The organism is Crenobacter caeni, from assembly GCF_010435965.1.
GTDB lineage: Bacteria > Pseudomonadota > Gammaproteobacteria > Burkholderiales > Chromobacteriaceae > Craterilacuibacter > Craterilacuibacter caeni.
In genome coordinates, this window is record NZ_JAAGAA010000013.1 from 100366 (window position 1) to 119790 (window position 19425).

The window sequence follows — 19425 nt, forward strand, 5'->3', positions numbered from 1 at the left end:
GCGGTCAAACACTTACTTCACCGACACGCCGTAGAAGGAGTGCAGGCCGAACGGGCTGACCTTGAAGCCCTGCACGTTCTTGCGCACCGGCTGGTTGACGGTCGAGTGCGCGATCGGCGTGATCGGCACCTGGCCCTTCAACACTTCCTGCGACTTCGAGTAGAGCTTGCTGCGCTCGGCGACGTTGGTCGTCACCTTGGCCTTCTGCACCAGGTCGTCGAACGGCTTGTAGCACCACTTCGAGTAGTTGCTGCCCTTGACCGAGTCGCAGCCGTACAGGTTGTTCATCCAGTTGTCCGGGTCGCCGTTGTCGCCGGTCCAGCCGATCAGGATCGCGTCGTGCTCGCCCTTCATCGCGCGCTTCATGTACTCGCCCCACTCGTAGCTGACGATCTTGGCCTTGACGCCGACCTTGGCGAAGTCGGCCTGCATCATCTCGGCCATCAGGCGCGCGTTCGGGTTGTACGGACGCTGCACCGGCATCGCCCACAGCGTCATCTCGAAGCCCTTCGGGTAACCCGCCTTGGCCAGCAGTTCCTTGGCCTTGGCCGGGTTGTACGCGGTCGCCTTGATCGCCTTGTTGTACGACCACTGGGTCGGCGGCAGCGCGTTGTCGGCCTTCTGGCCGGCGTCCTGGTAGACCGCCTTCAGGATCGCGTCCTTGTTGACCGCCATGTCGAGCGCCTGGCGCACCTCGAGCTTCTTCAGCGTCGGCTTCTCGACGTTGTACGCGAGGTAGCCGAGGTTGAAGCCCGGCTTGCTCAGCACGGTGACGTTGGGGTCGGCCTTCAGCGACGGCACGTCGGCCGGACGCGGGTAGACGGTGACGTGGCACTCGCCCTTCTTCAGCTTCTGCGCGCGCACCGACGCGTCGGTGGTGATCGCAAACACCAGGTTGTCCAGCTTGACGTCGGCCGGCTTCCAGTACTGCTTGTTGCCGCTGAAACGGATCTGCGCATCTTTCTGGTAGCGGCGGAACACGAAGGGGCCGGTGCCGATCGGCTTCTGGTTGATCTCGGAGGCCTTGCCGGCCTTCAAGAGCTTGTCCGCGTACTCGGCCGACTGCACCGACGCGAAGCTCATCGCCAGGTTCTGGATAAAGGCGGCGTCGACGTTCTTGAGCGTGAAGCGCACGGTCTGCGGATCGAGCTTCTCGACCTTGGCGATATTGCCGTCCAGGCCCATGTCGGTGAAGTACGGGAACTCGGTCGGGTACGCCTTGCGGAACGGGTGGTTCTTGTCGAGCATGCGCGAGAAGGTGAACACCACGTCGTCGGCGTTGAAGTCGCGCGTCGGCTTGAAGTAGTCGGTGCTGTGGAACTTCACGCCCTTCCTGAGCTTGAAGGTGTACACCTTGCCGTCCGGCGAGATGGTCCACGACTCGGCCAGTGCCGGAATCACCTTGGTGCCGCCGCGCTCGAACTCGACCAGACGGTTGAACACGGTCTCGGCGGACGCGTCGAAGTCGGCACCGGACAGGTACTGCGCGGGGTCAAAACCGCCGGGACTGCTCTCGGAACAGTAGATCAGCGTTCCGGCTGCCTGGCTTGCTGCCGCGCTGGCCATCAGGCCCGCCGCGATCAGCCATTGCTTGCTTCTTTTCATTTTCTGGCTCCACTTCTCTTTGGCTTGGATGGGGTGCGTCCGGTCAGGAACCGCCCGCACTCAAAAGACATTATTTAATTACATAACAATTGACAAGCGCGGATTCTATAATTAATGAATTAATATTCCAAAAGGAAATGTATTATTGCAATAAAATGACAAGCAATAAAAGCAGAAAATAATATTCAAGCAAATCAGCCGCATGCCACCCAGGAGGCACGGGCAACAGAAAGCCCTCCGCGTACGGAGGGCTTTTTTGCACATTGTCAGACAGAATTAACGGACGCTGACGTTCTGGAAGGTGTAGTCGCCGAACGGGCTGATCTTGAAGCCGTTCACTTCCTTGCGCATCGGCTGGTTGACCGTCGAGTGGGCGATGGTCGACCACGGCAGGTCACGCTTGAACACTTCCTGCGCCTTCGCGTACAACTTGGTGCGCTCGGCGACGTTGTTCGACTTGCGAGCGGCGAGCACCAGCTGGTCGAATTCCTTGCTGCAGTAGCGCGCGTAGTTGGAGCCGCCGACCGCCTCGCAGGTCAGGAGCACGCCGAGGAAGTTGTCCGGCGACGCGTAGTCGCCGGTCCAGCCGATCAGGCCGGTGTCGTGCTCGCCGTTCTTCATCCGCTTGAGGTACTCGCCCCACTCGTAGCTGGTGATCTTGGCCTTGACGCCGATCTTGGCCCAGTCTGCCTGGATCATCTCGGCCATCAGCTTGGCGTTCGGGTTATACGGGCGCTGCACCGGCATCGCCCACAGCGTGATCTCGAAGCCGTTCGGGTAGCCGGCCTTGGCGAGCAGCGCCTTGGCCTTGGCCGGGTCGAACGCGGCGTTCTTCAGCGACTTGTTGTACGACCACAGCGTCGGCGGGATCGGGTTGGCCGCCTCGACGCCCTGCCCCTGGTACACCGCGTCGATGATCGCCTTGCGGTTGATCGCCATGTCCAGCGCCTGGCGCACTTCCTTCTTCTTCAACAGCGGCTTTTCGGTGTTGTACGACAGGTAGCCGATATTGAAGCCCTGCGACGAGATCATCTTCATCTTGGGGTCGGTCTTCATCGCGGCGAGGTCGGTCGGCTTCGGGTACGACATGATCTGGCATTCGCCGGCCTTCATCTTCTGGAAGCGCACCGACGGGTCGGTGGTGATCGCGAACACCAGGTTGTCGACCTTGACCGCACCCTTCTTCCAGTAGTCCTTGTTCGCCGCGAAGCGGATCTGCGCGTCCTTCTGGTAGCGCTTGAACACGAAGGGGCCGGTGCCGACCGGCTTCTGGTTGATGTCGGCGGCCTTGCCGGCGGCCATCAGCTGGCCGACGTACTCGGCGGAGAGCACCGACGCGAACGGCATCGCGATCTTGGCCAAGAGGTCGGCGTCCGGCTCCTTGAGCACGAAGCGCACGGTATTCGCATCGACCTTCTCTACGGCGACGATATTGGCGTCGAGACCGGTGTCGGACGCGTACGGGAACTCGACCGGGTACGCCTTGCGGAAGGCGTTGTTCTTGTTGACCATGCGGTCGAAGGTCAGCACCACGTCGTCGGCGTTCAATTCACGCGTCGGCTTGAAGAAGTCGGTGGTGTGGAACTTCACGCCCTTACGGAGCTTGAAGGTGTAGGTCTTGCCGTCCGGCGACACGGTCCAGCTCTCGGCGAGGCCCGGCTGCAGCTTGGTCGAGCCCTGCTCGAACTCGACCAGACGGTTGTAGACGGCGTGGCCGGAGGCGTCGAAGCTGTTGCCGCCGGTGTACTGCGCGTTGTCAAAGCCTTCCGGGCTCGCCTCCGAACAGTAGATCAGCGTGCCGGCGGCGGACGCCAGATTGGCCGCTGCCAGCAGGCTGGCGGCGACGAGAATGCGTTTGTTTGTCTTCATGTAGTTTCTCCCTCAGGTCGAGACGCGGCAGCCACGGCCGCCGCATGAAACTGACACTAAGCAAACACAATACCAAATGCAAGATCCATGTCATAAAAAGGCAAAGAATCTTGCAAATTAGGCATTTAGATGCGCCGCAGCGCCACGCTGCCGACCGAATAGCCGGCACCGAACGACGAGAGCACGCCGATGTCGCCGGGCACGAGGTCGTCGCGATTCAGGTGCATCGCGATCACCGAGCCGGCCGAGCTCGTGTTGGCGTAGCGGTCGAGGATCACCGGCGCCTCGCTTTCGGTCGCCTCGCGCCCCAGCACGCGGCGCGCGATCAGCTGGTTCATCGCCAGGTTGGCCTGGTGCAGCCAGAAGCGGCGCACGCCCTCCGCCGCGATGCCAAGCTCGCCCAGGTGGCCGACAATGTGCTCGCCGACCATCGGGCAGACCTCCTTGAACACCTTGCGCCCCTGCTGGACAAACAGCTTGTCCGGCGCGCCGATGCCCGCCGCGTCGCAACGGTTCAGGAAGCCGGCATTGTTGCGGATGTTGTTGGAGAACACGGTCGCGAGCTTGCAGCCGAGTACTTCAAGACATCCCTCGGCGGTCGCCGCGTCGGCGCGCTCGAGCAGTACAGCGGTGGCCGCGTCGCCAAAGATGAAGTGACTGTCGCGGTCGCGGAAATTGAGATGGGCCGAGCAGATCTCGGGGTTGACCACCAGCACGGTACGCGCGGCGCCGGTCGCGATCGCGCTGACCGCCGCCTGGATCCCGAAAGTCGCCGACGAGCAGGCGACGTTCATGTCGTAGGCAAAGCCGGCAGCGCCGATCGCCTGCTGCACCTCGATCGACACCGCCGGGTATGCGCGCTGCAGGTTGGAGCACGCACAGATCACCATGTCGACGTCGCTGCCGGCGCGGCCGGCGCGCGCGAGCGCGCCCTTCGCGGCGGCGACCGCCATCTCGGCCTGCACCGACAGCGCCTCGTTCGGCCGCTCGGCAAGGTGGGGCACCATGCGTTCGGGGTCGAGCACGCCTGCGGCGTCCATCAGGTAGCGCTGGCGGATACCGGACGCCTTGACGATGAATTCGGCGCTCGACTCGGGCAGGGGGTCCATGCGTCCCGCCGCGATCGCCTCCGCGTTCGCGGCGTTGGCCCCGCGCACCCACGCGTTGAACGCCTCGACCAGCGCCTCGTTGCTGACCGCATTGGGCGGGGTGAAAAGACCGGTGCCGCTGATCACGACCTTGTGCATGCAAAAACTCCGCGCGTACGCGCCTTGCCGCGCGCCGCCATAGGTTGTCTGGGTTGTAAGTATTAGCGGCTGGATAATACACCTTCATGCCGGACTGTCATAAGCACCGACTATCGACTCGCGGGCGGCCGCTGGCACAAAGCCCAAAAATCCAAGTAAAATAATCGGATATTGAAGCGCAAGCCGTGCGGGATACCGGCCACGCACGCAATACTTGACCATATTGGTCGGAAATCATCATAATAGGCCTGTCCCGCCGCTGCGGGCGTCCACGACAAAGGAAGACTTCACCATGCGACTGACCACCAAGGGACGATTCGCAGTTACAGCGATGCTCGACCTGGCGCTGCGCGAGAGCCGCGGCCCGGTGACGCTGGCCGGCATCAGCGAACGGCAGGGCATCTCGCTGTCCTACCTCGAGCAGCTGTTCGGCAAATTGCGCCGCAACGCGCTGGTCACGAGCACAAGAGGCCCCGGCGGAGGGTATACTCTTGCCCGTGAAGCAGATGACATCACGGTCGCGCAGATCATCATCGCCGTCGACGAACCGGTCGACGCCACCCAGTGCGCCGGCCGCGAGAACTGCCATGACAATCACCGCTGCATGACACACGATTTGTGGACCGACCTCAACGCCACCCTGTTCAACTACCTGTCCAACGTCACGCTGGGCGGCCTCGTGCGCCAGCACAAGGCGAAGGAAACCAGCGTGATCCACGACAAGCGCGTACCGGAGCAGGCAGCCGCCAGTGCGGCAGCCGGCGCGGCCTGAAGCAGCGGCCCCATCCAGTGGAGAATTCCAGAAAATGAGCGAACTCAAGTTCCCGATCTACCTCGATTACTCGGCGACGACGCCGGTCGACCCGCACGTCGCCGACAAGATGATCCCCTACCTGACCGGGCAGTTCGGCAACCCGGCCTCGCGCAGCCACGCCTTCGGCTGGGACGCCGAGGCGGCCGTCGAGAACGCGCGCGTCGAAGTCGCGAAACTGCTGGGTTGCGACCCCAAGGAAATCGTCTGGACGTCGGGCGCGACCGAGTCGAACAACCTGGCGATCAAGGGTGCCGCCCACTTCTACCAGGGCAAGGGCAAGCACCTGATCACCGTCAAGACCGAACACAAGGCCGTGCTCGATACCTGCCGCGAACTTGAGCGCGAAGGTTTCGAAGTCACCTACCTTGGCGTGCAGGAAAACGGCCTGATCGACCTGGACGAGCTGAAGGCGGCGATCCGCCCGGATACCCTCCTCGTCTCGGTGATGTACGTGAACAACGAGATCGGCGTGATCCAGGACATCCCGGCGATCGGCGAAATGTGCCGTGAAAAGGGCGTCCTATTCCACGTCGACGCCGCGCAGGCAACCGGCAAGGTCGACATCGACCTCTCGACCCTCAAGGTCGACCTGATGAGCCTGTCCGCGCACAAGACCTACGGGCCCAAGGGCATCGGCGCGCTGTACGTGCGCCGCAAGCCGCGCGTCCGCCTGGAAGCGCAGATGCACGGCGGCGGCCACGAGCGCGGCTTCCGCTCGGGCACGCTGGCCACCCACCAGATCGTCGGCATGGGCGAGGCGTACCGCATCGCGCGCGAGGAGATGCACACCGAGAACGAACGCATCCGCATGCTGCGCGACCGCCTGTGGAACGGCATCAAGGACATGGAAGAGGTGTACATCAACGGCGACATCGAACAGCGCGTGCCGCACAACCTGAACGTCAGCTTCAACTTTGTCGAAGGCGAGAGCCTGATCATGGCGATCAAGGACCTCGCGGTGTCCAGCGGCTCGGCGTGCACCTCGGCGTCGCTCGAACCGTCCTACGTGCTGCGCGCGCTCGGCCGCAACGACGAGATGGCGCACAGCTCGATCCGCTTCACCATCGGCCGCTTCACCACCGAACAAGAAGTCGACTACGCGGTCGACCTGCTCAAGCAGAAGATCGGCAAGCTGCGCGAACTCTCGCCGCTGTGGGAGATGTACAAGGACGGCGTCGACCTGAACACCGTGCAGTGGGCCGCCCACTAAGAGACTGCAACCGCGGGCGGCACCGCCGCCCGCTCCAGCACCGGAGAACACCATGGCATACAGCGAAAAAGTCCTCGACCACTACGAAAACCCGCGCAACGTCGGCGCCTTCGACAAGGGCGACGACACCGTCGGCACCGGCATGGTCGGCGCACCGGCCTGCGGCGACGTGATGAAGCTGCAGATCAAGGTCGGCGAAGACGGCGTGATCGAAGACGCCAAGTTCAAAACCTACGGCTGCGGTTCGGCAATCGCGTCGAGCTCGCTGGTCACCGAATGGGTGAAGGGCAAGACGCTCGACGAAGCGCTGTCGATCAAGAACACCCAGATCGCGGAAGAGCTGGCGCTGCCACCGGTCAAGATCCACTGTTCCATCCTCGCCGAGGACGCGATCAAGGCCGCCGTCGACGACTACAAGCAAAAGCACGGCAAGTAAACAAGGAGTCCAGCATGGCCATCACCCTGAGCGAAGCCGCCGCCAACCATGTACGCAACTTCCTGGCCCGCCGCGGCAAGGGTCTCGGCGTCCGTCTGGGCGTCAAGACGTCCGGCTGTTCGGGCATGGCGTACAAGCTCGAGTTCGTCGACGTCGCCGACGAGAGCGACCTCACCTTCGAGAGCTTCGGTGTCACCGTGTTCACCGACGCCAAAAGCCTCGCTTATCTTGACGGTACCGAGCTCGACTTCGTCAAGGAAGGGCTGAACGAAGGCTTCAAGTTCAACAACCCGAACGTCAAGAACGAGTGCGGCTGCGGCGAAAGCTTCCACGTCTGAGCAGCCCCCGTCGCCGGGCGGTCCGCCGCCCGGCCCTTTCCCGTCCGGACCGCCCCGCCATGAACCTTGACCTGAAGCAGGACTTCTTCGCGCTCTTCGCGCTGCCGCGCCGCTACGCGATCGACGCGGTCACCCTAGACACCGCATGGCGCGCGCTGGCCGCCGAGGTCCACCCCGACCGCTTCGCCAGCGCCCCTGACGCCGAGCGGCGCGACGCGCTGATGCTGGCCACCCGCGTCAACGAGGCGTACCAGACGCTGAGAAAGCCGGTCAACCGTGCCCGCTACCTGTTGCAGCTCGCCGGGGTCGACACCCAGGAGGAGACCAACACGCGGATGCCGGTCGACTTCCTGATGGCGCAGCTTGCGTGGCGCGAGACGCTGGAGGCCGCGCGCGAGGCGAGCGACATCGACGCGCTCGAGGCGCTGCTCTCCGAGATCCGTGCCGACACCCGCGAACTCGAGGCCGCGCTCGAAGACGCGATCGATACGCGCGGCGAGCTGGAAGAAGGCGCACTGCTGGTGCGAAAATTGCGCTTCCTGGAGAAGATCGAGCAGGAAACCGGCGACGCCATCGAAGCGTTGCTGTACTGACAACGACCGGGCGCGCTAGCTCGCCCGACGACAAAGACCCGAATCCATGGCCCTCTTGCAAATCGCCGAACCCGGCCTGTCCGCCGCGCCCCACCAGCACCGCCTCGCCGCCGGCATCGACCTTGGCACCACCAATTCGCTGGTCGCCACCGTGCGCAGCGGCAGCGCGACCGTGCTGCCCGACAGCGAAGGACGCAGCCTGCTGCCGTCGGTCGTCCGCTACCTGGAAGACGGCCGTGTCGCCGTCGGCTACGCCGCGCAGGCCGAACAGAGCCACGACCCGCACAACACCATCGTGTCGGCCAAGCGCTTCATGGGCCGCAGCCTCGCCGACATCAGCGAGGCGCCGACGCTGCCCTACCGCTTCGTCGACGCGCCGGGCATGGTCGGCGTGCAGACCCGCGCCGGCTGCAAGAGCCCGGTTGAAGTCTCCGCAGAGATTCTCAAGGCGCTGCGCGCGCGCGCCGAGGCCAGCCTGGGCGGCGAGCTGACCGGGGTGGTGATCACCGTACCCGCCTACTTCGACGACGCGCAGCGGCAGGCGACCAAGGACGCGGCAAGGCTCGCCGGTCTCTCCGTGCTGCGCCTCCTGAACGAGCCGACTGCCGCTGCGATCGCCTACGGGCTGGACAACGGTGCCGAAGGCACTTACGCGGTGTACGACCTGGGCGGCGGCACGCTCGATGTGTCCATCCTGCGCCTGACCCGCGGCGTGTTCGAGGTGCTCTCCACCAGCGGCGACGCCTCGCTCGGCGGCGACGACTTCGACCACCGCATCTACTGCTGGCTGCTCGCCGAATCCGGCCTGTCCGGCCTGTCCGCGCAGGACACCCGATTGTTGCTGACCCGCGCCCGCGAGGCGAAGGAACACCTGACCGACCACAGCAGCGCGCGCATCACCGCCATCCTAGCCGACGGGCAGGCGGTCGACCTCACGCTGACGCAGGAGACCTTCAACCAGATCACCCGCACCCTGGTCGACAAGACCATGCTGCCGATGCGCAAGGCGCTGCGCGACGCGCGCATCGAACGCACCGACATCCGCGGCGTGGTGATGGTCGGCGGCGCGACGCGCATCCCGGCGATCCAGAAGGCGGTCGGCGACTTCTTCGACCAGCCGCCCTTGACCAACCTCGACCCGGACAAGGTCGTCGCGCTGGGCGCGGCGATCCAGGCCAACGTGCTCGCCGGCAACAAGGCCGGCGACGACTGGCTGCTGCTCGACGTCAACCCGCTGTCGCTGGGGCTGGAAACCATGGGCGGGCTGACCGAGAAGATCATCCCGCGCAACACCACCTTGCCGGTGGCCCGCGCGCAGGAGTTCACCACCTTCAAGGACGGCCAGACCGCGATGAGCATCCACGTGCTGCAGGGCGAGCGCGAACTGGTCGCCGACTGCCGCTCGCTCGGCCGCTTCGTGCTCTCCGGCATCCCGCCGATGGTCGCCGGCGCCGCACGCATCCGCATCACCTTCCAGATTGACGCCGACGGCCTGCTGTCGGTGTCCGCGCGCGAGCAGACCACCGGCGTCGAAGCGTCGATCCAGATCAAGCCCTCGTACGGGCTGACCGACGAGGCGATCAGCACCATGCTCGCCGACTCGCTGGCCAACGTGCAGGACGACATCCAGGCGCGCAAGCTGCGCGAGGCAGTCGTCGACGCCGAAAGCCTGATCGAGGCGACCCGCGCCGCACTCGCGAGCGACGGCGACCTGCTCGACCAGAGCGAGCGCGCTCGGGTCGACGCCGCGCTCGAGGCCGCCGAGCGTGCCGCCGCCGGAGAGGACACCCGTGCCGTCAACGAGGCGGCCGCCGCGCTCAGCCGCGCGACCGACCCCTTCGCCGAGCGGCGCATGGACCGCAATATCCAGCGCGCCCTCAAGGGCCACAACATCGCAGAACTGTAAGGAAGAACATGCCCCGCATCATCGTGCTGCCGCACGCCGAACTCTGCCCCGATGGCACCGTGATCGACGACGCCCCGTCCGGCCAGAGCATCTGCCAGACCCTGCTCGACCACGGCATCGAAATCGAACACGCGTGCGAGATGTCGTGCGCGTGCACGACCTGCCACGTCGTCGTGCGCGAGGGGGCCGAATCGCTGAACGAGGCGGATGAGCTCGAAGAGGACATGCTCGACAAGGCGTGGGGGCTCGAGCCCGACTCGCGCCTGTCGTGCCAGGCCATCGTCGACGGCGCCGACCTTGTCGTCGAAATCCCGCGCTACACGATCAACCACGCCCGCGAACACCACTGAGACCGCCGCCGAGGACAAGACGCCATGAAATGGACCGACATTCACGCGATCGCAGCCGAACTCTACGACCGTTACCCCGAGGTCGACCCGAAGACGATCCGCTTTACCGACCTGCACAACAAGGTAGTCGGCCTGCCCGGCTTCGACGACAACCACACCCGCGGTGGCGAGAAGGTCCTCGAGGCGATCCAGCAGGCGTGGATAGACGAGGCCGAGTAACACCGCCACGCCACGCATGCCGGCCGCACAAGGGTGCAGGCCGGCTTTTTTCGCGCCATGGGCGCGTGCCCGGCTTGCTTGTCTGCCACCAAGTCTAAGCCTTGGCGGACGCTTTTATCCTAGAATGCATAAATCCCAGCAAACAGGAGAGGCCGTCATGTTCCGGCTCGTGATTGGAGACAAACGCTATTCCTCGTGGTCGCTCAGGCCCTGGCTCGTGCTGAAGATGCTGGAAGAGCCGTTCGAGGAGGTCCAGGTCCGGCTCTACCAGAGCGATACCCGCGAGCGCATCCTGCAGTACAGCCCGACCGGCAAGGTACCGCTCCTGATCGACCACCACCTGAAGATCTGGGACTCGCTGGCGATCTGCGAGTACCTCGCCGAATGCTACCCGGCCGCCGGCCTGTGGCCGCGCGAGGCAGAGGAGCGCGCGCTCGCGCGCGCGGTCAGCGCCGAGATGCACTCGGGCTTCGCCGCGCTGCGCCAGCAGATGGGTTTCGACTGCGGACAGCGCCATGTGATCGAGCCTGACGCGGCCACCCTCGCCGACATCCAGCGCATCACCCAGTTGTGGCAGTCGCTGCGCGCGGCGCACCGCGAGGCCGGCCCCTTCCTGTTCGGCCGCTTCGGCATCGCCGACGCGATGTTCGCGCCGGTGGTATTCCGCTTCGAGACTTACGGCGTGCAACTTGACGGCGACGCGGCCGAGTACGCCGCGCACATGCGCGCGCTGCCGGCGATGCAGGCGTGGCACGACGCAGCCCGCGCCGAGGCCGAAGCGGGTGGGGACGCCTGACGCTTTTCTTGTACATCAGACTTTGCTAAATTAGCCCGCTTTTCTTTGTGGGGGTGGTCATGAGCAAACCTTTCATCATCGGTGTCGCCGGCGGCAGCGGCAGCGGCAAGACCACGGTCACCCGCAAGGTGGTCGAAACCATCGGCGCCGACAAGGCGGCGGTGATCATCCAGGACAACTACTACCGCGACCAGAGCCACCTGACCTTCGAGCAGCGGCTCGCGACCAACTACGACCACCCGCACGCGTTTGACTGGCCGCTGTTGATCCAGCATATCGACGACCTGAAAAACGGCGTGCCGATCGAGATGCCGCTGTACGACTTCTCGCAGCACACACGCGCCAGCAAAACCGAGACTGTGGTCACCGGCCCGGTGATCGTGATCGAGGGCATCTTCGCACTGTACGACCAGGCGCTGCGCGACATGATGTCGCTGAAGATCTTCGTCGACACCGACGGCGACGTGCGCTTCATCCGCCGCCTCGAGCGCGACATCGCCGAGCGCGGCCGCACCATGGGCAACGTGATCGAGCAGTACATGGCGACCGTGCGCCCGATGCACAACCAGTTCGTCGAGCCGACCAAACGCTTTGCCGACGTGATCCTGCCGCACGGCAGCAACGACCCGGCGGTCGACTTGATCACCGCACGCGTCGCCGCGCTGGTCAAGTAGGTACTGTGCGCAGCGGGCAAAATGCAAAAAGGCCGGGGTCACCCCGGCCTTTGTCTTGCCTGGCCTGCCCTTACGCGGCGCTGACCGGGATCTTGCCGATCTTCACGCGCCACTCGGCCGGACCGCTCTGGTGCACGGCCGAGCCTTGGCTGTCGACCGCGACCGTCACCGGCATGTCCTTCACCTCGAACTCGTAAATTGCTTCCATGCCCAGGTCGGCGAAACCGACCACGCGCGCGCCCTTGATCGCCTTGGAGACGAGGTAGGCCGAACCGCCGACCGCCATCAAGTAAACCGACTTGTGCTTCTTGATCGCCTCGATCGCCGCCGGGCCGCGCTCGGCCTTGCCGATCATGCCCAAGAGGCCGGTCTCGGCCAGCACCTGCTCGGTGAACTTGTCCATCCGCGTTGCGGTGGTGGGGCCGGCCGGGCCGACCACCTCGTCGCCGACCGGGTCGACCGGGCCGACGTAGTAGATGAAGCGGCCGGAGAGGTCGACCGGCAGCTTTTCACCCTTGTTCAGCATGTCGACGATGCGCTTGTGCGCGGCGTCGCGGCCGGTCAGCATCTTGCCGTTCAAGAGCAAGACTTCGCCCGGTTTCCAGCTGGCCACTTCTTCACGGGTAACGGTATCCAGATTCACGCGGCGACCGCCGGCGTTGCCGTACTCGATCTGCGGCCAGTCTTCCAGGCTGGGCGCCTCGAGTTTGGCCGGACCGCTGCCGTCCAGGTGGAAGTGCACGTGGCGGGTCGCCGCGCAGTTCGGAATCATCGCTACCGGCAAGGACGCCGCGTGGGTCGGGTAGTCGAGGATCTTCACGTCGAGCACGGTGGTGAGGCCACCCAGGCCCTGCGCGCCGATGCCCAGCGCGTTGATCTTTTCAAGGAGTTCGAGGCGCAGCGACTCGACCCGGGTCAGTTCCTCGCCGCGTGCGGCCTTTTCCTTCACCAGATGGATGTCGACCGGGCCCATCAGGCTTTCCTTGGCCAGCAGCATCGCCTTCTCCGGCGTGCCGCCGATGCCGATGCCGAGGATGCCCGGCGGACACCAGCCGGCGCCCATGGTCGGCACCGTCTTCAGCACCCAGTCGACGATGGAGTCGGACGGGTTGAGCGCGACGAACTTCGACTTGTTCTCCGAGCCGCCGCCCTTGGCCGCGCAGATCACCTCGACATCACTCCCTTCGACGATCTCGTAGTGGACGACGGCCGGCGTGTTGTCCTTGCTGTTCTGGCGCTTGCCGGCCGGGTCGAGCAGCACCGAGGCACGCAGCTTGTTGTCCGGATTCAGGTAGGCGCGGCGCACCCCCTCGTTGACCATTTCCTGCACCGACAACTTGGCGTCCCACTGCACGTTCATGCCGACCTTGAGGAACACCACGGCGATGCCGGTATCCTGGCAGATCGGCCGGTGGCCTTCGGCGCACATGCGGCTGTTGACCAGGATCTGCGCCATCGCGTCCTTGGCCGCCGGGCTCTCTTCCTTCAGGTACGCCTGGTACAGCGCGTCGATGAAGTCCTTCGGGTGGTAGTAGGAAATGTACTGGAAGGCGTCGGCGATGCTCTGGATGAAGTCTTCCTGGCGGATGCGGGTCATGCGGGTTCTCCAACGGGTGTGGTGGCGCAGTCGGCCTCTTATGGTTCGCCGCTATTGTAAGACGGTGGCCTCGCCAGCGTCACGCCTGCCATGCTCTTGAAATTAGACGACCGGTCTATTATATTGCCGGACATGCCAAGACCCAGCAGCTTTCCCGATACCCGTGCCCACATCCTCGCCACCGGCGAGCAACTGGTCCGCCACAAGGGCTTCACCGCCCTCGGCCTGACCGAACTGCTCGCCTCTGCGGGCGTGCCCAAGGGTTCGTTCTACCACTACTTCGACTCGAAGGACGCGTTTGGCGAGGCGCTGATCGAACACTACTTCGCGCTCTACCGCCAGCATGTCGCCGCGCTGTTCACCGACGAAACGCTGGGCTACGCGCGCGCGCGGCTCATCGCCTACTTCGAGCGCTGGCTCGCAGCGGCCGAATGCGACCCGCAACTGCATACCTGCCTCGCGGTGAAGCTCGCCGCCGAAGTGGCCGACTACTCCGAGCCGATGCGCGTGGCGCTGGATACGGCGATGCAGGGCATCATCGCCGAGATCGCCCGCGCGATCGGCGCAGCGCAGGCAGACGGCTCGCTGACCGCCACCGTGCCCGCGGCGGAACTCGCCGAGCAGTTGTACGCACGCTGGCTGGGCGCCTCGCTGCTGGCCAAGGTGTCGCGCAGCCGCGCGCCGCTGGCGAGAGCACTCGAGCACACCCGCCTGGTGCTGCCTGCCTGAACCCTCCCTTGCGCCCGCGTATGCGGGCACTTTTTTTACCTTGAATCTAGACGAACGGTCTAATACAGGAGTTTGCATGACAGTCCCTACGCTGATGTCCCCGCTCGCCATGGGCGAGCTCGTCCTGAGCAACCGCGTGCTGATGGCCCCGCTGACCCGCCTGCGCAATACCGAGCCGGGCGATCTGCCGACCACGCTCGCCCGCGACTACTACGTGCAGCGCGCCTCGGCCGGCCTGATCATCAGCGAAGGCGTCCATATCTCGCCCACCGCCAAGGGCTACGCCGGCGCACCCGGCCTCTACGACGAAGCGCAGGTCGCCGCCTGGCGCGACATCAACCAAGCCGTCCATCAGGCCGGGGGCCAGATGGCGATCCAGCTGTGGCACACCGGCCGCATCTCGCACACCAGCGTGCAGCCGGACGGACAGGCGCCGGTCGCACCATCCGCGCTCACCGCTGACACCCGCACCACCGTGCGCATGCCCGACGGCGCGCTCGAGCGCCTGCCGTGCAGCGCCCCTCGCGCGCTGGAAACCGCCGAACTCGCTGACATCGTCGACGACTTCCGCCAGGCGACCGACCGCGCGGAGCGTGCCGGCTTCGACCTCGTCGAAATCCACGCCGCCCACGGCTACCTGCTCAACCAGTTCCTGTCGCCCGAAGCGAACCAGCGTACCGATGCCTACGGCGGCAGTATCGAGAACCGCGCGCGGCTGCTGCTCGAGGTCGTTGACGCAGTCTGCGCCGAATGGACGAGCGGGCGGGTCGGCGTACGCATCTCGCCGCTGGGCGTGTTCAACGGCCTGTCCGACGTCGGCCAGGAAGACATGGCGCTCTATCTGGCGCGCGAACTGTCGAAACGCAAGCTGGCCTACCTGCACCTGTCCGAGCCGGACTGGGCCGGCGGGCCGGCGTGGCCGGAGGCGTTCCGCCACGCCATGCGTGCGGCCTATACGGGATGCATTATCGGCGCCGGCGGCTACACTGGCGAAAAAGCCCGCCAGATGCTGGAAGCAGGCCATATCGACGCGGTCGCTTTCGGTCGCGCCTTTATCGCCAACCCCGACCTGCCTCGCAGGCTCGAGCTCGGCACGGAGCTGAACCCGCTGGACGCACGCACCCTGTACGGCGGCGACGCGCACGGCTACACCGACTACCCGGCCCTGCCCGGCTGATTTTGCCAACCCGAGGGAAAGACCGATGAAACGCGTCCTGTTCGTTTTGACCAGCCACGACAAGCTCGGCGACACCGGCCACCGCACCGGCTTCTGGATCGAGGAATTCGCCGCCCCCTACTACGCGCTCTTTGATGCCGGTGTCGACATCACACTCGCCTCGCCGCTCGGGCTGCAGCCGCCGATCGACCCGAAAAGCGCGCTGCCCGAGTCGCAGACCCCGGCCACCGTGCGCTTCAACGGCGACGCCGTGCTGAAGGACAAGCTCGCGCACACGCTGACGCTGAAAGAGGTCGAGGCCGGCGATTTCGACGCGGTGTTTTACCCGGGTGGCCACGGCCCGCTGTGGGACCTGACCAACAACGAGGCGTCGCGCCTGCTGATCGAAGCCTTTGTCGCGCAGGGCAAGCCGGTCGCCGCTGTCTGCCACGCGCCGGCCGTGCTGCTGCACGCACGCGGCGCCGACGGCAAGATGCTGGTGGACGGCCGCAAGGTCACCGGCTTTTCCGATAGCGAAGAAGCTGCGGTCGGCCTCACCCACGTCGTTCCCTTCCTGCTCGAGGACGAACTGAAGGCGCTGGGCGCGCACTACAGCAAGGGCGACGACTGGGGCGTACACGTGGTCGAGGACGGCCCGCTGATCACCGGGCAGAACCCGGCGTCGAGCGAAGCGGTCGCGCACGCGCTGCTCTCGAGACTCGCCTGAAGTCGGCGGCGGCGTGTCTGCTACGCGCCGCCGCCACCCACGCCTTGTCCATGGCATAATCGGCGGCGTACGCAACCTCCCAGCAGCCCCATGAGCCACCATCTCGTCGTGCAGGCGCCTGCCCTGCCGCAAGCCACCCTCGAACAACTGGCCGCAGCCTGCGGCGCCGATACCATCCGCCGCACGGGCCCTTGCCGCGCGGTGCTGTCGCCGTGCCCGGCGCCGGTCGAGCCTGCGCTCGCCCTGCTTGCCGCCACGCTTGGCGTCGACATCGCACGCATCGCCGACGGCGCGCGCTTCGCCGACTTCGGGCTGATCGTCTCCGATATGGACTCGACGCTGATCACCATCGAGTGCATCGACGAGATCGCCGACATGCACGGACTCAAGCCCGAGGTCGCCGCGATCACCGAGCGCTCGATGAAAGGCGAACTCGACTTCGCGCAGTCGCTTATCGCGCGGGTCGCCCTGCTCGAAGGGCTGGACGAGGCCGCGCTCGAGCGCGTCTACCTTGAGCGCGTGCGGCTGACGCGCGGCGCCGAGACCCTGCTTGCCGCCTGCCGCGCACACGGCGTGCGCTTCATGCTGGTCTCCGGCGGCTTCACCTTCTTTACCGAACGCCTGAAGGCCACGCTCGGCCTCGACTACGCTTACGCCAACGAGCTGGAAGTCACCGGCGGCCGGCTGACCGGCCGCGTGAAGGGCGACATCGTCGACGCCGCCGCCAAGCGCCGCTTGCTGATCGAGAGGCGCGACGCGCTCGGGCTTGCCCCGGCGCAGGTGATCGCGATGGGCGACGGCGCCAACGACCTCTTGATGCTCGCCGAGGCCGGCCTCGGCGTCGCCTTCGACGCCAAGCCGGTGGTGCGCGAGAAGGCCGCCGTCGCCATCAACCATGTCGGCCTCGAGGGCGTGCTCGGCCTGTTCGACGCCTGAAGGAAACCCCATGCTGCCCACGCTTGACACCGTCAGCTTCGACGACGCACTGCCGCTGTCGCTACACACCCGCGGCGAGTACGGCCCCAAGCTTGCCCGCGAGACGCGGCTCGCACTGCGCGTGATCTCCGCAGCGCCGGCGGGCAGCGACGGAGGCGACGCGCAATTGTTGCGGCTGGAGGCCAAGCTCGACCTCGCGCTGGAACTCGCGCTGTTCGGCCGCCACCCGGAAACACCTGCGTGCCGCGCGTGCCGGCTGGGGCTGACCGAAATCGTCTGGCTACAGGACGAGGCGGCGAGCATTGGTGACGCGCTGCTGCGGCTGAGCCCCAACCCCGATTCGGCGCTGACGCTGTTCCTGCCGGTCAGCGTGCGCGCGACGCCGCAGGACGGGCGCACGCTGGTGCGCACGCAACTGGCGCACACCTTCGACGAAGCGACCCGCGACGCCTGGGAAAAGTGGGTGTTCCGCCGCCACCGCGAAGCGATCCGCCAACTGTCGTAAGCGTCATCTGCCCGGTGCCCCCACCTCGGGGCACCCATGTCCTGCCTGCCGCCACGCAAAATCCATCGACAAACGAACAGCCCCGGGCGCGGGCTTCGTCCTTTATTTTTCGTGACCGAACAAAAATGAAAGCGCACGAACTTTAAATGACAAAACCGGCTGCCGGCTGTTGTTTTGCGCGCGCGGCGGCACGTCTTGAAGGCATTGATCTAAATACGTATTTCGGAATATTCTTGCATTCCACTCTTACTACGCGACCCTGCCCGATGAGCGAGACCGCCGCCAGCCTGGAACTGAACAACGCCGCACCGTCCACCGCCAAACTGCCTTGGACCCGGCAGGACACCACCTGGATGCTCAGCCTGTTCGGCACCGCCGTCGGTGCCGGCATCCTGTTTTTGCCGATCAACGCCGGCATGGGCGGCTTCTGGCCGCTGGTGCTGATGACGCTGCTGATCGGCCCGATGACCTATTTGTCGCACCGCGCGCTGTCGCGCTTCGTGTGCTCGTCCGCGCACAACGACAGCGATATCACCCGCGTGGTCGAGGAACACTTCGGCGCCGGCGCCGGCAAGGCGATCACTCTGCTCTACTTCTTCGCGATCTACCCGATCGTGCTGATCTACGGTGTCGGCATCACCAACACCGTCGACAGTTTCATGGTGCACCAGCTGGGGCTCGCGTCGCTGTCGCGCGTCCTGCTCTCCGGCGTGCTGATCGCGGGGATGATGGCGGTGATGCTCGCCGGCGAGAAGTGGATGCTGCGCGTGACCCAGTGGCTGGTCTACCCGCTGGTCGCCATCCTCGCCTTCATGTCGTTCTACCTGATCCCGGACTGGAAGCTGGACGCGGTCGCCGTGATGCCGTCCACCTTCGACTTCGCCGGCACCGTCTGGCTGACCATCCCGGTACTGATCTTCGCGTTCAACCATTCGCCGGCGATCTCGCAGTTCGCGCTGGCCCAGCGCCGCGCGCACGGCCGGGACGCCCGTGCCAAGGCCGACCAGATCCTGCGCCGCACCTCACTGATGCTGGTCGGCTTCGTGATGCTGTTCGTGTTCTCCTGCGTGCTGTCGCTGAGCCCCGCGCAACTGATGCAGGCCAAGGCGCAGAACCTGTCCATCCTGTCCTACCTTGCCAACACGCACGAGAGCCCGTTCATCTCCTACTTCGGCCCGCTAGTCGCCTTCGTCGCCATCGTGTCGTCGTTCTTCGGCCACTACCTGGGCGCGGCCGAAGGGCTGGAGGGCATCGTCAGCCAGCAACTGAAGGCGCGCGGCATCCGCGTGGCGCCCGGCAAGGTGCGCGCGTTCACGCTGGTGTTCATGGTCAGCACGCTGTGGGCGGTGTCGATCGCCAACCCGAGCATCCTCGGCATGATCGAGGCGCTGGGCGGGCCGATCATCGCGGCCATCCTCTACCTGATGCCGATGTACGCCATCAACAAGGTGCCGGCGCTCGCCGCGCACAAGGGCAAGCTCGGCAACGTGTTCGTGGTTGTGATGGGCCTTGTCGCGATCAGCTCCATCGTATACGGCTTCATCGGCTAAGCCTGACTACCCAACAAAAATGGCACCGCAAGCGGTGCCATTAATGTGATGGTCAGCCTGAACTCCAACAGCCCAGCAGGCTACGCTTGCTGGGCTGTTTCCAATTCGGCGCGGAGGATCATCATGGCAAACATCGCACTTTTCGGTCTGGACATCGGCAAGCAGACC

Annotated in this window: 20 protein-coding genes; 16 read left to right on the forward strand and 4 right to left on the reverse strand. The window is 65.4% G+C overall.

Annotated elements, in window-relative coordinates; genetic code table 11:
* Positions 1-12: 12 nt before the first annotated feature.
* The 3 genes from GZH52_RS13995 to GZH52_RS14005 all read right to left on the reverse strand — a co-directional run bounded on the left by GZH52_RS13995 (position 13) and on the right by GZH52_RS14005 (position 4721).
* Positions 13-1605: an ABC transporter substrate-binding protein gene (locus tag GZH52_RS13995; protein WP_163317252.1), complete on the reverse strand. Its 1593-nt coding sequence runs from the start codon at positions 1603-1605 to the stop codon at positions 13-15.
* Positions 1606-1881: 276 nt separating this feature from the next.
* Positions 1882-3474, reverse strand: coding sequence for an ABC transporter substrate-binding protein (locus GZH52_RS14000; protein WP_163317254.1), 1593 nt, complete (start codon positions 3472-3474; stop codon positions 1882-1884).
* Positions 3475-3599: 125 nt separating this feature from the next.
* Complete coding sequence (locus tag GZH52_RS14005; protein WP_163317256.1) at positions 3600-4721, reverse strand: beta-ketoacyl-ACP synthase III; 1122 nt, start codon at positions 4719-4721, stop codon at positions 3600-3602.
* Between the two features lie 292 nt (positions 4722-5013).
* On the opposite strand from GZH52_RS14005, the gene iscR reads away from it, so the two are divergent.
* The 10 genes from iscR (at position 5014) to udk (ending at position 12057) form a co-directional block, all read left to right on the forward strand.
* Positions 5014-5493 (forward strand): Fe-S cluster assembly transcriptional regulator IscR, encoded by a 480-nt coding sequence (gene iscR / locus GZH52_RS14010; protein ID WP_163317258.1) that lies wholly within the window; start codon positions 5014-5016, stop codon positions 5491-5493.
* 34 nt (positions 5494-5527) lie between these two features.
* Positions 5528-6745, forward strand: a complete 1218-nt coding sequence (locus tag GZH52_RS14015) for an IscS subfamily cysteine desulfurase (protein ID WP_163317260.1) — start codon at positions 5528-5530, stop codon at positions 6743-6745.
* Between the two features lie 52 nt (positions 6746-6797).
* Complete coding sequence (gene iscU / locus GZH52_RS14020) at positions 6798-7181, forward strand: Fe-S cluster assembly scaffold IscU (RefSeq protein WP_163317262.1); 384 nt, start codon at positions 6798-6800, stop codon at positions 7179-7181.
* A gap of 14 nt (positions 7182-7195) precedes the next feature.
* Entirely contained in the window at positions 7196-7519 is a 324-nt protein-coding gene (gene iscA / locus GZH52_RS14025; RefSeq protein WP_163317264.1) for an iron-sulfur cluster assembly protein IscA, read from the forward strand.
* A 59-nt stretch (positions 7520-7578) separates the two neighbouring features.
* Positions 7579-8112: a Fe-S protein assembly co-chaperone HscB gene (gene hscB / locus GZH52_RS14030; RefSeq protein WP_163317266.1), complete on the forward strand. Its 534-nt coding sequence runs from the start codon at positions 7579-7581 to the stop codon at positions 8110-8112.
* Between the two features lie 46 nt (positions 8113-8158).
* Positions 8159-10018, forward strand: coding sequence for a Fe-S protein assembly chaperone HscA (gene hscA / locus GZH52_RS14035; protein WP_163317268.1), 1860 nt, complete (start codon positions 8159-8161; stop codon positions 10016-10018).
* Between the two features lie 8 nt (positions 10019-10026).
* Positions 10027-10368, forward strand: a complete 342-nt coding sequence (gene fdx, locus GZH52_RS14040) for an ISC system 2Fe-2S type ferredoxin (RefSeq protein WP_163317270.1) — start codon at positions 10027-10029, stop codon at positions 10366-10368.
* Positions 10369-10392: 24 nt separating this feature from the next.
* Complete coding sequence (gene iscX, locus GZH52_RS14045; protein WP_163317272.1) at positions 10393-10587, forward strand: Fe-S cluster assembly protein IscX; 195 nt, start codon at positions 10393-10395, stop codon at positions 10585-10587.
* A gap of 157 nt (positions 10588-10744) precedes the next feature.
* A complete protein-coding gene (locus tag GZH52_RS14050; protein WP_163317274.1) occupies positions 10745-11383 on the forward strand; it encodes a glutathione S-transferase family protein in 639 nt (212 codons plus the stop codon).
* A 59-nt stretch (positions 11384-11442) separates the two neighbouring features.
* On the forward strand, positions 11443-12057 hold the full coding sequence (gene udk / locus GZH52_RS14055; RefSeq protein WP_163317276.1) for a uridine kinase: 615 nt from the start codon (positions 11443-11445) through the stop codon (positions 12055-12057).
* 70 nt (positions 12058-12127) lie between these two features.
* Here udk and GZH52_RS14060 read toward each other — a convergent pair whose 3' ends face one another.
* Entirely contained in the window at positions 12128-13654 is a 1527-nt protein-coding gene (locus tag GZH52_RS14060) for a fumarate hydratase (RefSeq protein ID WP_163317278.1), read from the reverse strand.
* A gap of 132 nt (positions 13655-13786) precedes the next feature.
* Here GZH52_RS14060 and GZH52_RS14065 point away from each other — a divergent pair, with 132 nt between their 5' ends.
* From GZH52_RS14065 to GZH52_RS14090, 6 genes are all read left to right on the forward strand, one after another.
* Positions 13787-14383, forward strand: coding sequence for a TetR/AcrR family transcriptional regulator (locus GZH52_RS14065; protein WP_163317280.1), 597 nt, complete (start codon positions 13787-13789; stop codon positions 14381-14383).
* A 76-nt stretch (positions 14384-14459) separates the two neighbouring features.
* Positions 14460-15560, forward strand: coding sequence for an N-ethylmaleimide reductase (nemA, locus tag GZH52_RS14070; protein WP_163317282.1), 1101 nt, complete (start codon positions 14460-14462; stop codon positions 15558-15560).
* 25 nt (positions 15561-15585) lie between these two features.
* The gene (locus tag GZH52_RS14075; RefSeq protein ID WP_163317283.1) at positions 15586-16266 is read left to right on the forward strand and encodes a type 1 glutamine amidotransferase domain-containing protein; all 681 of its coding nucleotides are present in this window, start codon (positions 15586-15588) and stop codon (positions 16264-16266) included.
* Between the two features lie 90 nt (positions 16267-16356).
* Complete coding sequence (gene serB / locus GZH52_RS14080; protein ID WP_163317285.1) at positions 16357-17202, forward strand: phosphoserine phosphatase SerB; 846 nt, start codon at positions 16357-16359, stop codon at positions 17200-17202.
* Between the two features lie 10 nt (positions 17203-17212).
* The gene (locus tag GZH52_RS14085) at positions 17213-17707 is read left to right on the forward strand and encodes a PilZ domain-containing protein (protein ID WP_163317287.1); all 495 of its coding nucleotides are present in this window, start codon (positions 17213-17215) and stop codon (positions 17705-17707) included.
* A gap of 266 nt (positions 17708-17973) precedes the next feature.
* Positions 17974-19257 carry an HAAAP family serine/threonine permease gene (locus tag GZH52_RS14090; RefSeq protein ID WP_163317289.1) on the forward strand — a complete coding sequence of 428 codons (1284 nt, stop codon included), beginning with the start codon at positions 17974-17976 and terminating at the stop codon, positions 19255-19257.
* Positions 19258-19425: the final 168 nt, after the last annotated feature.